The sequence below is a fragment of the Vibrio sp. Vb0937 genome (assembly GCF_033338855.1).
In genome coordinates this window covers 66,262-77,968 of record NZ_JAWOTK010000001.1, presented here as the reverse complement: position 1 = coordinate 77,968, position 11,707 = coordinate 66,262, and the positions used below count along the sequence as shown (strand labels likewise).

14 protein-coding genes are annotated in these 11,707 nt (G+C 44.6%); 8 read left to right on the top strand and 6 right to left on the bottom strand.

Annotated elements, in window-relative coordinates; translation table 11 throughout:
* Positions 1–377 precede the first annotated feature (377 nt).
* Both gltS and R7P67_RS00405 read left to right on the top strand, forming a co-directional pair.
* Positions 378–1,604, top strand: coding sequence for a sodium/glutamate symporter (gltS, locus tag R7P67_RS00410; protein WP_025768732.1), 1,227 nt, complete (start codon positions 378–380; stop codon positions 1,602–1,604).
* 154 nt (positions 1,605–1,758) lie between these two features.
* On the top strand, positions 1,759–2,625 hold the full coding sequence (locus tag R7P67_RS00405; RefSeq protein ID WP_213901560.1) for a glycerol kinase: 867 nt from the start codon (positions 1,759–1,761) through the stop codon (positions 2,623–2,625).
* A gap of 90 nt (positions 2,626–2,715) precedes the next feature.
* Here R7P67_RS00405 and nagB read toward each other — a convergent pair whose 3' ends face one another.
* Complete coding sequence (nagB, locus tag R7P67_RS00400) at positions 2,716–3,516, bottom strand: glucosamine-6-phosphate deaminase (RefSeq protein WP_005374441.1); 801 nt, start codon at positions 3,514–3,516, stop codon at positions 2,716–2,718.
* Between the two features lie 374 nt (positions 3,517–3,890).
* Between nagB and R7P67_RS00395 the strand changes: the two genes are divergently transcribed.
* The gene (locus R7P67_RS00395) at positions 3,891–4,142 is read left to right on the top strand and encodes a DUF3081 domain-containing protein (RefSeq protein ID WP_005374440.1); all 252 of its coding nucleotides are present in this window, start codon (positions 3,891–3,893) and stop codon (positions 4,140–4,142) included.
* Between the two features lie 147 nt (positions 4,143–4,289).
* On the opposite strand, the gene R7P67_RS00390 is transcribed toward R7P67_RS00395, so the two are convergent.
* Positions 4,290–4,643, bottom strand: a complete 354-nt coding sequence (locus tag R7P67_RS00390; protein WP_005374439.1) for a DUF413 domain-containing protein — start codon at positions 4,641–4,643, stop codon at positions 4,290–4,292.
* 149 nt (positions 4,644–4,792) lie between these two features.
* On the opposite strand from R7P67_RS00390, the gene R7P67_RS00385 reads away from it, so the two are divergent.
* The gene (locus R7P67_RS00385; protein ID WP_005374436.1) at positions 4,793–5,686 is read left to right on the top strand and encodes a LysR family transcriptional regulator; all 894 of its coding nucleotides are present in this window, start codon (positions 4,793–4,795) and stop codon (positions 5,684–5,686) included.
* Positions 5,687–5,767: 81 nt separating this feature from the next.
* Here the strand turns inward: R7P67_RS00385 and R7P67_RS00380 are convergent, their stop codons facing one another.
* The 3 genes from R7P67_RS00380 to R7P67_RS00370 form a co-directional block, all read right to left on the bottom strand.
* Entirely contained in the window at positions 5,768–6,463 is a 696-nt protein-coding gene (locus tag R7P67_RS00380) for a pirin family protein (RefSeq protein ID WP_226082680.1), read from the bottom strand.
* A 9-nt stretch (positions 6,464–6,472) separates the two neighbouring features.
* Positions 6,473–6,916 carry a DoxX family protein gene (locus R7P67_RS00375; RefSeq protein WP_054865890.1) on the bottom strand — a complete coding sequence of 148 codons (444 nt, stop codon included), beginning with the start codon at positions 6,914–6,916 and terminating at the stop codon, positions 6,473–6,475.
* A 325-nt stretch (positions 6,917–7,241) separates the two neighbouring features.
* Positions 7,242–7,445, bottom strand: a complete 204-nt coding sequence (locus tag R7P67_RS00370; protein ID WP_017633816.1) for a hypothetical protein — start codon at positions 7,443–7,445, stop codon at positions 7,242–7,244.
* Positions 7,446–7,639: 194 nt separating this feature from the next.
* Here R7P67_RS00370 and R7P67_RS00365 point away from each other — a divergent pair, with 194 nt between their 5' ends.
* The 3 genes from R7P67_RS00365 to R7P67_RS00355 all read left to right on the top strand — a co-directional run bounded on the left by R7P67_RS00365 (position 7,640) and on the right by R7P67_RS00355 (position 10,405).
* The gene (locus R7P67_RS00365) at positions 7,640–9,007 is read left to right on the top strand and encodes an AlkA N-terminal domain-containing protein (RefSeq protein WP_262653110.1); all 1,368 of its coding nucleotides are present in this window, start codon (positions 7,640–7,642) and stop codon (positions 9,005–9,007) included.
* The gene (locus R7P67_RS00360) at positions 9,004–9,486 is read left to right on the top strand and encodes a methylated-DNA--[protein]-cysteine S-methyltransferase (protein WP_005374431.1); all 483 of its coding nucleotides are present in this window, start codon (positions 9,004–9,006) and stop codon (positions 9,484–9,486) included. Before R7P67_RS00365 ends, R7P67_RS00360 begins: the two co-directional genes overlap by 4 nt.
* A gap of 100 nt (positions 9,487–9,586) precedes the next feature.
* Positions 9,587–10,405, top strand: a complete 819-nt coding sequence (locus R7P67_RS00355; protein ID WP_033907221.1) for a hypothetical protein — start codon at positions 9,587–9,589, stop codon at positions 10,403–10,405.
* 72 nt (positions 10,406–10,477) lie between these two features.
* On the opposite strand, the gene R7P67_RS00350 is transcribed toward R7P67_RS00355, so the two are convergent.
* Positions 10,478–11,086, bottom strand: coding sequence for a YitT family protein (locus R7P67_RS00350; protein ID WP_262653107.1), 609 nt, complete (start codon positions 11,084–11,086; stop codon positions 10,478–10,480).
* A gap of 201 nt (positions 11,087–11,287) precedes the next feature.
* Here R7P67_RS00350 and R7P67_RS00345 point away from each other — a divergent pair, with 201 nt between their 5' ends.
* On the top strand, positions 11,288–11,683 hold the full coding sequence (locus R7P67_RS00345; RefSeq protein WP_053308033.1) for a GFA family protein: 396 nt from the start codon (positions 11,288–11,290) through the stop codon (positions 11,681–11,683).
* The last annotated feature ends 24 nt before the right edge of the window (positions 11,684–11,707 follow it).

Below are 11,707 nucleotides of genomic sequence, written 5' to 3'. Positions count from 1 at the left end.
GTATAACACCTAGTGCGTTAGAGAGAAAGTAATAATTTAAAACCTAGTGTATCCGCTTGTCTCATTCGCTCTAAATATCCACCTATGTGGTCGTTGTTTTGAGGTTTTGTTTTATATGGAAATTAATTGCTTCTCATAAGTTGAGAAGTGTTGTTTTTCTCTTCCCATCAATACACTTATCGCCTGTTCTAAATCAATATTCTCACTGAATGATAATTAGCATAATTTTAGGTCTGCCTATTTCTTACTTGATGAGAATCAATGGTCAAAGAGGCCTAGAAAACAAAAGTTTCGAGAGGCAATCTGACTGGCTTAGGCACCTATCTCACGTTGAGCGCGTGCTCAATGAATGAGAAAGAGTAGAGTAAAGAGGTCTCATGAATCAGGTAATATCTATCGGCCCACAGGAGTCGTTCCTCGTCGCAATTTGCGTGTTGTTTTTAGGGCAGTTCATCAATACCAAGTTACCAACCTTAAAAAAATTTAATATTCCAGAGCCAATTGTTGGTGGTCTAGTGGTCGCTTGCGTCATCACGACGATGCACTTAAACGGTGTGGATGTCTCCTTTGATTTACCACTGCAAAACGTCTTTATGCTGATGTTTTTTGCAACCGTTGGCTTAGCGGCAAATTACACCCAACTGATTAAAGGCGGTGCGAAGGTTTTCATCTTCCTAGTTGTGGCATCGGTCTACATTCTTATCCAAAACGCGGTCGGCGTGTCCTTAGCAACAGCGTTGGGGTTAGATCCACTCATGGGGTTGATCGCCGGATCCATTACGCTTTCTGGCGGACATGGAACTGGAGCTGCGTGGTCGCAAACTTTTCAAGAAATGTATGGTTTGCATAATGTTCTAGAGGTGGCAATGGCTTCTGCTACATTTGGCTTGGTGATGGGCGGGATTATTGGCAGCCCTGTTGCACAAAAGCTACTAAACAAACACAACTTGGAATCGGAATACGGACGCACCAATCAAAGTCATCAGAGTTTCCCTGAACTGGTGACGTACAACGAACATGAGGAAGATCGTGTCACAGCGAAAAGAGTCGTTGAAAGCTTGTCCATCATTCTACTTTGCGTGACAGGCGCGAAGTATCTGGAGAGTTGGGTAAGCAGTTTTGACATCAAGTGGTTAATGATTCCCGATTTTGTTTATGCGCTGTTTATTGGTGTTGTTATCACTAACATCATGGAAGTGACGAAGGCGCGCAAGGTTGATTTAGAAACCGTTGATATTCTTGGCACGGTTGCACTATCTCTATTTCTTGCCATGGCCTTGATGAGTTTGAAATTGTGGAATATTTTCGATCTTGCGATCCCATTCCTTATTATTCTTGCTATTCAGTCGGCAGTGTTGGCGATGTTCACTTACTACGTAACATTCCGCATGATGGGAGGCAACTACGATGCGGCGGTGATCGCTAGCGGACACTGCGGTTTTGGGTTAGGTGCTACACCGACTGCGGTCATGAATATGGGCTCCATCGTGAGTCGATATGGTCCATCACCACAAGCATTTATGGTGGTTCCAATTGTCGGTGCATTCTTCATCGACATTGTGAATTTAGTGATTTTGCAAGGATGCATCGCTTTTATTAAATAACATTCGCTTTTTTACCGAAATAACAAAGCCAGCACCTATACGCTGGCTTTGCTATTTGTAACACGAAATCTTGTTTGCCTGACTTCAAGCCGTGAAATCAATGCGTTACTATGACGACATAGTGTTCAATTTTGCAGCAGCATGAGGTACCCACATGTCTGAAAAAATATCGACGTCGGCATTAGCGAAAATGCGCAAGGTAGAAGCTAAGCTGCTGTTTGCCGATCTCAAACGTGCAGGCTACATCGTTCGCCAAGATGAAAAGTGGATTTTGACCGAAGAAGGGGCAAAGTTTGGCGGTGAGTATGTGGATCACCCTAAATTTGGCCAGTTCATCGTCTGGCCGACCAACTTACATATTGAGCTGACTCCCAGCTCAGGGAAAACATTGAGCGCGACACAACTGGGTGAAAAGCTGAAATTGAATGCGAAGCGCATGAACCAGCTTTTGAGTGAACTGGGTTGGTTGACCAAATCCGAAGAGGGATGGAGTGTCACAGAAGCTGGTGTGCGCGCTGGTGGGCAGCAAAGAACCGATAAAGAAACACAAAATACCTTTGTCGTATGGCACGATGTGGTGCTGCGTAACAAGCGTCTTAAGCAGTCTGTCATTGAGTTTTTAGGGCAAGACGCGGAGTCACATTCTACGGATAAATCGTACTCAAGCTTTCGCCAAAAATTTGAAGCCAAGCACCGAACATTAGATGGGCATTACGTACGCTCTAAGGGTGAGTTGCTCATTGACAACTGGCTGTACTTGGCTGGTGTAGTGCACGCTTATGAGCGTCAGCTGCCGATTGACCAAGATGTCACTAGCGATTTTTACTTACCAGGCGGTAAAGTCTATTTGCAATTTTGGGGAAGTGACGATGGGGAGATGGCTCAGGCCGACCGTGATACCATTCGTACTGTTTATGAGCAGCATCATTTCAATCTTATCGAAGTCGAACCGAGTGAACTAGACAAGTTGGATGAAGTGCTTCCTAAGCGTCTTCGTCAGTTTGGTATTAAAGCTTATTGACGACTTAAGCCCGCTGTTCAGATAAGAAAAAACCCGTGTTCAACACGGGTTTTGTATTTTTAGTGTGTTTCTAGGCTGCCATCCTATGGGTTAAAAGCCTTTGATGTTTTCTGCTTCTAGCTCAGAGAAGTACTTCACTGTCTTCACTTTCAGTTCTTGTTGAGCTGGTTCGTCGCATACGATCACCGCTTTAGGGTGAAGTTGAAGTGCAGAAACTGTCCATAGGTGGTTTACACAACCTTCCACGGCTGCTTCAAGTGCCTGAGCTTTGTTATGACCAGTGACCAAGATCATCACTTCTTCTGAGTCTAGAAGCGTACCAACACCGATAGTCAGCGCGTATTTAGGCACTTGGTTGATATCGCCGTCAAAGAAGCGAGAGTTCGCAATGCGAGTGTCTTCAGTGAGGGTCTTGATGCGAGTACGAGAAGAAAGAGATGACGCTGGCTCGTTGAACGCGATGTGACCGTCGTTACCCACGCCGCCCATGAACAGGTTGATCTTGCCGTAAGACTTAATTTTGTCTTCGTAACGCTTACATTCTGCGTCGTGATCGTCTGTGTTACCGTTCAGTAGGTTGATATTTTCTTCTTGAATATCAATGTGATTAAAGAAGTTGTTGTACATGAACGAGCGGTAAGATTCTGGGTGATCCGCAGGGATGCCAATGTACTCATCCATGTTAAAAGTCACGACGTTTTTGAAGCTGACTTCGCCGGCTTGGTAAAGCTCGATTAGGGCTTTGTAGGTTGCTAGAGGAGTGCCACCAGTTGGTAGACCCAGAACGAACGGACGCTCAGCAGTAGGTTTAAAGTCGTTGATACGCTTAGCGATATGCGCAGCTGCCCACTTACCTACTTGTGCTGCTCGAGTTAACGGGATAAGTCTCATTTTGTGCCCCTAGTTATTGGAATTGACGATGTACTGAAACATTAATTCGCATTATAAAATAAGTAATGGCGAACTGCTATTGTTTTAGGTCAAAATTTTGCTTTTTCTTTAACCAATGTTGGTTTTGTCGACGATTTTTATATCTAAATGCTTTTATAAGACGATTTTTTACAAAGAAATTGCATTATGAAACTGACGAATCAATAGATAAAATTTATGATCTAAATTAAGTTCTGCCTTCGCACTTAACCTTGTTTTTTAACAACCTACAGAGTGCGAAATCGCACACGAACTTCAAATATTATGGGTTAGATATGGCATGGCGCTCATTCTTTAACCATAATTGAAATGTGTAAACCAGTGAGGAATTCGGTATGAAAAATGAGTTAGATCCGAGCAAAGTACTACAGGCTTACGAATGTGTGATGAACAACGGTACGCCAACCGAATTTGGTAAAATGTATGAAGGTGTAGAAGCGTTTTCTGACTACGATGGGTACAACGTTTTCTTGAGAGGGAATGGTGTTGAGCTAAAAATTGGCTTCCACAACACCTATCACTTGGAATATGACCAAGAGCATTTGAAAGAGAGCTTTCTGAAAAAGATTGCGACGCTCGCCAAGTAAACGGTCATCACCCAAATATTAAAAAAGCCCTTGGGAGAACGCCCCCTTGGGCTTTAGGAGAAGAAATGAGCTTGTCTTGCTCGCTCAGTAAAGTCAAACGAGCTTTCGCCTACTACTAGAAAAAGGCGAGAACTAGGTTATTGGTTATTAATCGTCTTCAACCAAACTCTCTTCAATGTATTCTTCTGTGGCGTCAGGCTTGTTACGACCATTTAGCGTATGGAAGCGCTTGCGACCACGAGCAAGTTGGGTGTACTTTAGCCACGTACGCTCAAGTTTTGTTTTTGCTTTGCCCGGGTTTTCTAACACCTTGATGAAGTGTTTCTCTTCGCTGTTTTCAGGTGTTAATTCGCCTGACTCTAAGCCAAGCATTGTATCCCCATAAATTGTTAGGATTTCCTCTTCTGAAAGAGTAAAATCGCCAGACTTTGCAAAGCCGCGTGGGAATTTTACGTTATCGTAAAAACGTTTTTTGCCATGACGGAATTCAGTGTCAGACATGTCAACAGCCTCTGTAACCGTTATTGATGAATGTAGTGAACTTACGGCGAAAATTAGGCTTAAATCTAACAAAAGAAAAACAAAACTTTTTTGTCGTCATGATTTTAATTAGTTGTTAATCTGGTTTTATATTAACCAGGAGATGGTTTATGGATGTAAAAGTCTTTCGAACATTTTTAGAGCTGGCAAGAGTTCGTCACTTCGGACGTGCTGCTGAGAACCTTTATATTACCCAAGCCGCTGTGAGCGCACGTATCAAACAATTGGAAAGTTACTTCGATACGCAATTGTTTATTCGTGATCGAAATAACATAAAGTTGACCTCTGCAGGTGAGCGCTTAATCAGCTATGCCGAGGTAATGGTCACTACATTGCAACAAGCGAAGCTAGAATTATCGCTTGAAGATGGCAAAGCGCTGCAACTAACGTTAGGTGGCACGCCAAACATTTGGGACGCTTATTTACAGAATTGTTTAAGTGTCGTCACAGATTCGTTTGGTGGTTATGGCTTCATGGCAGAAGTGATGGGACGTGAGATGCTCAGTCGTAGCTTGCTAGAGCGCACGTTAGATATGGCATTTGCGTTCGATCAGATCAAAGCTGATGAGCTTAACTGTAAAAAAGTGGCAGATGTTGTTCTCGTTCTGGTATCAACTGAGAAAGATTCTTTAGACACCGTTTTCGAAAACAAATATGTGTACGTTGACTGGGGGACGCGTTTCTCCTCAGAGCATTCTGAACGTCACCCTAAGATTCCGGCTCCATATTTACGCACTTCAACAGCGCGTATCGCATTGGACTTTATTTTAGAGAAGGGTGGAGCCGCGTACTTACCAATCTCTCTCGTGGAGCCATTTATCGCTAATGGGCAGCTTCACAAGGTGTCTGGAGTAGAAGATTGGTGTCGCCCTATCTATTTGAGCTATCGTAAAGCTAGCTCGTCTGTAGACGCGATTAAGCAAGTGGAAGAAATTGTCAAAGAGATCGATCCACTGACCGCTTACAGTTTTCAGCAAATTGGTTCTGGCACTTCCGACGAATAGCGTTGAATGAAAAGTCAGAAAAACGAAAAAGCCGCCTTGAGAAATCAAGGCGGCTTTGTTTTTATCTCGATGAATCGATAGTTATGGTAAGTCAAACAACAGGGCTGTTGTGCTTTCGTTTGATGTATTGCGCAAAACAACCTTACTTTGGTGTTCAATCTTCGCGCCGTCGCCAGCCGTCAAAGTGGTATTGTCGACACTAAGGCTGCCTGTCACTTGATGGATGAATAGATTTCGGCCCGACTCAATCTCAAAGTTTAGTTCGCTACTTGGCTCAAGAATTAACTGATGCAAAGTCGCATCTTGCTTAATAAGTAGCGTGCCGTTTTCTCCAGTTGGAGTTGCGATAGCCGTTAACCCAGGATTGCGCCCAAAATCTTTTTGCTGATAACCTGGTTTGGTTCCAAATGCGTTTGGTTGAATCCAAATCTGTAGAAACCGCAGCGTATCTTGGTTCGACGCATTGTACTCACTGTGGTAAATCCCTTTCCCTGCCGACATGAGTTGGAATTCACCTGCAGGTAGTGTTTTGACGTTACCTTCACTGTCTTTGTGTGCGATAACACCTTCCAACACATAGCTGATGATCTCCATATCACGGTGGCCATGTGTATCAAAACCCGCGCCAGGCTTGACTACATCGTCATTAATGACTCTCAGCTCAGAAAAGCCCATATGTTGAGGATCGTAGTAGCTACCAAAAGAAAACGTATGTTTGCTATCAAGCCAGCCAAAGTTTGCTCGACCTCGGTCTGCTGCATGTCTTACCGTAATCATAAGGCCTCCTTAAGAGAGCTTTTTGTTTAAAAAGTTATCTAACGCTGCTTTACCTGCGCCAGAGAACGACAGAGAAACGCTTGCTGCCAGTAATGCTAAGCCAAACTCGTAACCGTTGTTTGCCATGAACAGGCCATTTTCAAAGTGGACAGAGAATATCGCTACCACCATCGTGAACGCCAAAGCAACCGCTGCTGGTCGAGTTAGCAGACCAAGTAAAATGAACAAGCCGCCAAAGAACTCTGCGCTGCCCGCAAGTAACGCCATGAGCACGCCAGGACCTAAACCGATAGATGCCATCCACTGACCTGTGCCTTCTAGCCCGTAGCCACCAAACCAGCCAAATAGTTTTTGTGCGCCGTGCGCCATAAAGATAATGCCGATTGGAACGCGAAGTGATAGTGCGCTGTAACCTGCGTTTGATGTGGTAATTTTCTGTAATAGTGCTTTCATGATTCTGTCCTCTGACTCTTTTCAATGAGTGGGAAGCGTGTGCTCCCGTGCTGTTGAGAACAGTTTAGGTAGAGGCGAACATAAAAATAACGGGAGGATTTTGATAAACTCGTTCTAAAAAATTGAATAGTTGGTTTTTATTTATTTAAATCAATGTCTTGATTTTTATATTCGAGTGTTTATTTGCCGATTACTGTCTGTTTTAAATCAAGGTCTGTCATTATTTTCGATAAACATTTTTGCTGTTAAACAAAAAAAGAGCACATGTACTGTGCTCTATTGCTTTCGCTTTTAACAAGGGAGAAAGGTGCCTTAAAGAAAACCGTCAGAGGTTCATTAAGCTCTCTAATGACTCCTCTACATTGTTGTAGTGATAAGTTCGAATATTACGTCCATCCGTCGCATTAATCTGAATTTCTGAGATCTCGTTATCTGAGTCTCGTTCGATAATTCCAATAGAATGATCTACGGATTTACTGGTAATAACCTTTTGGTTTCTTAATACAATTACGCAAGTATGTAAGTCCATGCCAATTCCCTTTAGCCGACGTTGTTGTGATGTTCTGGATCTAACTTTAGTGTACAAAAGCGCTAATGCCAATAAATCTCAATATTGAGTTCCGAAAATGGCTAATTGTGGGCGCTTAAGCAAGCTACAATAACACTATATTGAACGATGCCTATGAACAATAAATGACAAAAGGCATGAGCAAGGAAAGCACTATGTTTATTCACCCCCATACCTCACTGACCTTTGAGCAGTGTCACAAGGCGCGAGTCGCGCGAGACAGTCGTTTTGATGGGCGATTTTATGTGGCGGTAAAAACAACGGGAATCTTTTGTCGTCCGATTTGCCCGGCAAATTTGCCTAAAGAAGAAAATGTTGAGTATTTCGCTGATAAGACGCAAGCCCTTCAAGCAGGGTACCGTCCGTGTTTACGCTGTCGACCTGATAGCGCTCCTGGATCTTGGGCATGGAAAGGTGTCGAGACGACCTTTCAACGAGCGATTTCGTTAATTGATAGAGGGGAGTTGCATCACCATTCGGTGTCTGAGTTGGCTGAGCGTGTTGGGATTTCTGACCGTTACTTACGTATGTTATTTGAGCAGTATCTAGGAATGTCACCCAAGCAGTATGCGCAATATCAGCAACTAATGTTCGCCAAACAGTTGCTTCACTCCAGCTCTATGTCGGTCACCGACGTGGGGTTTGCGTCAGGTTTTAACAGTACGCGCCGCTTTAACGATGCTTTTCAAAAGTTTCTCAAACTAACGCCTTCTCAAGTACGCCGTAAAGAGTTTGATGGTGCGGGTTGCAATCGAATTGCCTTACCTTATCGAGGTGAGTTGAATTGGTCGCACATGTTGGACTTCTATCGTTTGCGAGCGGTTGAGGGGGTTGAGCTGGTGAGGGATGAGAGTTATCAGCGCAACGTTTTTTTGGATAACAGCAAAGCCTGGTTTAAAGCGACAAAAGGTGAAGGATACTTAGAACTGGCGTTTGAAATTGAAGACGTAACGAAGCTGCAAAACTTGGTGTCTGACATTCGTCGTATGTTCGATCTTGACGCTGATATTTGTACTGTTGAGCAGCATTTGGAGTATGTCGCGCCTGGGCTCGTGTCGAGTAAAGGTATTCGTATTCCAGGTGTATGGAATGCATGGGAAGCAGGGGTTAGAGCTATTTTAGGCCAGCAAGTGTCGGTTAAAGCTGCGATTAGTCAACTTAACTTATTGGTGGCCACACTTAGTGGTGAGTCAGAAAAACGTTTTTTCCCGACTCCCTGTGATATTGCGAACGCCGACGTGAGCTTTTTGCGCATGCCGCAAAGCCGTAAAGAGACGCTAGTGCGCTTCGCCCAGTTTATGCAGGACAACTCAGAAGCTGACCCCCAGCAGTGGCTAGCTTTGAAAGGCATTGGACCTTGGACCGTCAGTTATGCTCAACTGCGAGGGCAATCTCAACCCGATTGCTTTCTAGATAAAGACTTAGTGGTGAAAAAGGCGATGCAGCGTTACCCATCACTGAATACGCACACTGCGACCCCTTGGGGAAGCTACGCGACGTTTCACTTATGGAATCAATCATGAAAACATTTTATACCGAAATGCCGAGTCCACTAGGAACGGTGACTATCCAATCGAACGCTGAGGGCTTACTTGGCATTTGGTTTGAAACATGCACCACTAAGCCGAGTGAGCTGGGGGTGCGAGACGAGCAGCATCCGGTCTTGCGCCAAGCTGTCACCCAACTGGATGAATACTTTGCTGGTCTGCGCAACGAATTCGACTTGCCCCTTGCAGCGACAGGCACTGATTTTCAAAATCAAGTTTGGCAGGCACTAACGACCATTCCATATGGGGAAACGTGGAGCTATCAAGATCTCGCGAATGCGATAGGTAACCCTAAAGCTGTGCGTGCTGTTGGGTTAGCAAACGGGAAGAATCCGATTTCTATCGTGGTACCTTGTCATCGCGTTATTGGCAAAAGCGGAAAACTGACTGGGTATGCAGGTGGAGTGGAGCGCAAGCAACGTTTGCTCGCGCTGGAGCAAGGTACACCGCTTTAAGTGAGGCGATTCTCGTATTGGGATTAAGCGTGCTACACAGGGGTAACGATAGTGTAGAGTTTCATAATCGTTATACGAATAGAAGAAGGACAATAAGGACATGCCTTTCAAAACGGATTTTGATGCCTTCATGAGTGAGTGTTGGCAGCATCACGAGGAAAATCCCGAACAAGTTTATGCTAAGCTAGAAACGGCTCTGAGCGAGGTGGAAGACGTTACCCAAATCGAGCGAATATTCGCATTGATGCTGCATACCGCTATTGGGCATCTCCAGTGCCCAGAACAGTTTCTTACTTGTTTAGAGCACTTTGATGAACGCAAGGTTGCCGAGAGTTTGGCATTTCAACGCAGTATTGCCGTTGCGCGCTATTTCGTAGATGGCACTGACAATATGGAATTATTGGAAGAGCAAGAACAACGCCGAGTTTACGCTTTGATTTCGAATGAACTTTCTGCACTTGTTCAGCTTGAACTGGCGAGTCAATGGTTGGTGAAGGCAGCGTTAGGAATGACGCCGAACGATGCAGAAGGGCCATTAGCGCGCGCTATCGCGATCACTGCGAACAACTTAGCATGTCAGTACGAAGCGCTGGCTGAGCGCACGTGCATGGAAAAATCGAAGATGCTAGAAGCAGCGACACTCGCGCTAGACTATTGGAAAGTGGCAGGGGGTTGGATGCAAGAAGAGCGCGCAGAGTATCGCTTAGCGATGAGCTTGCTTAAAGCAGATAAACCGCAAGAAGCCAAAGTGCATGCTGAGCGCTGTGAGGTTATTTGTCAGCAAAATGGTAGCGACGCGTTTGAGCTGTTCCACGCACATGACTTGTTGATGCAAGTACACTTCCATCTTAGTCAGAAATATAAAGCTAAATTGGATGAAGAGATGCAGCAGCACTGCAAAACGAGTTCGTTGACGTGATCTTAGCGTTGAATGAAAAAAGCCCCGAGCGACTGGCTGGGGGCTTTAGGGTTGTTGACTATGCAGCGATGATTATGCTGCTTGCGCTTTTGCTTGGTATCGTCCTGGTTTATGGTTCATCGCCAAAATCAAGTTCGTTGCGATGGCACCTAGAACAGATAGAGCGATAAGGTGCACATCTACAATGAACAGTGACATCACCACGATGGCACAATCTAACGCCATTTGAACTTTACCCGCTCGAACTCCAAAACGTTCCTGAAGGTACAACGCTAGAATGTTAAAGCCACCCAAACTCATTTTGTGACGGAAAATTACCAACATACCGATTCCAATCAGTCCACCACCCAAAAGTGCCGCATAGAAAGGTTCGATTCGTGAAATCTCAATCACATGATGCAGATGATCGACCGCAAAAGAGACAATCGAAACCGCAATAAAGGTATTGATAGTGAAGCGCCAACCCATGCACATCACAGATAAAATATAAAAAGGGAGGTTAAGAGCGAAAAATATCTGACCAAAACTGAAGTCACTCACTTTGGTTAGGAAGATCGCCAAGCCAGCCGTACCGCCAGTGAGCAATCCTACTTTGCTAAAAAATATCACCCCAAGTGACACTAACGCACTGCCGAGCGTCAGAGCCAAGAGGTTCTCTCTTAGGCTATGATCTTTGTCCATAAATTAATTTCCTTGGTTTAAAAACCGCGCCGGAGATAACACGTCTCACGGACGCGATAGACAGTCGCCAAAATAGCAACTAACAAATCGGCCAATAAAATGTCGCGAAAAGTGATGGATGTCGAGTTTTTGGACGAGATTATGATGATATTAACCTGTTTAACATAATGTACACAGATAGAAAAACAACAAGGAAAAGTTATGATTAAGAAAGTTGGCAACACCCAAATCAACACATTACATCGACTGAGTTGCCACTGTGGAAAAGTTGAGCTGGAACTGGCGTTACCCAATGGTATTGAGAAACCGAGACGGTGTGACTGTTCTATGTGTCGACGTCGTGGCGCGATTGTCGCATCTGTACCTTTGAACGGTATTCGTATTATGCAAGGTGAAGACGTCTTGAAGCAGTATCAATTTAATACACACACTGCGAAGCACTTTTTCTGTGGCGAGTGCGGTATTTATACGCACCATCAGCGTCGTTCTGACCCGAGTGAGTATGGCTATAATGTCGGCTGCTTAGAGGGCGTCAACCCATATGAGTTGGGAGCGATTGAAGTGATGGATGGCGTTAACCATCCATCCGACCGCTAGGTTGTGTTGCAAGTTAAGCACCTG

Coding starts and splice junctions, on each gene's coding strand:
- R7P67_RS00380 (WP_226082680.1), bottom strand. CDS start 6,463: ATGATTACGGTAAGACATGCAGCAGACCGAGGTCGAGCAAACTTTGGC.
- R7P67_RS00355 (WP_033907221.1), top strand. CDS start 9,587: ATGCCTTTCAAAACGGATTTTGATGCCTTCATGAGTGAGTGTTGGCAG.
- R7P67_RS00370 (WP_017633816.1), bottom strand. CDS start 7,445: ATGGACTTACATACTTGCGTAATTGTATTAAGAAACCAAAAGGTTATT.
- R7P67_RS00375 (WP_054865890.1), bottom strand. CDS start 6,916: ATGAAAGCACTATTACAGAAAATTACCACATCAAACGCAGGTTACAGC.
- R7P67_RS00405 (WP_213901560.1), top strand. CDS start 1,759: ATGTCTGAAAAAATATCGACGTCGGCATTAGCGAAAATGCGCAAGGTA.
- R7P67_RS00390 (WP_005374439.1), bottom strand. CDS start 4,643: ATGTCTGACACTGAATTCCGTCATGGCAAAAAACGTTTTTACGATAAC.
- gltS (WP_025768732.1), top strand. CDS start 378: ATGAATCAGGTAATATCTATCGGCCCACAGGAGTCGTTCCTCGTCGCA.
- R7P67_RS00365 (WP_262653110.1), top strand. CDS start 7,640: ATGTTTATTCACCCCCATACCTCACTGACCTTTGAGCAGTGTCACAAG.
- R7P67_RS00385 (WP_005374436.1), top strand. CDS start 4,793: ATGGATGTAAAAGTCTTTCGAACATTTTTAGAGCTGGCAAGAGTTCGT.
- R7P67_RS00360 (WP_005374431.1), top strand. CDS start 9,004: ATGAAAACATTTTATACCGAAATGCCGAGTCCACTAGGAACGGTGACT.
- nagB (WP_005374441.1), bottom strand. CDS start 3,516: ATGAGACTTATCCCGTTAACTCGAGCAGCACAAGTAGGTAAGTGGGCA.
- R7P67_RS00345 (WP_053308033.1), top strand. CDS start 11,288: ATGATTAAGAAAGTTGGCAACACCCAAATCAACACATTACATCGACTG.
- R7P67_RS00350 (WP_262653107.1), bottom strand. CDS start 11,086: ATGGACAAAGATCATAGCCTAAGAGAGAACCTCTTGGCTCTGACGCTC.
- R7P67_RS00395 (WP_005374440.1), top strand. CDS start 3,891: ATGAAAAATGAGTTAGATCCGAGCAAAGTACTACAGGCTTACGAATGT.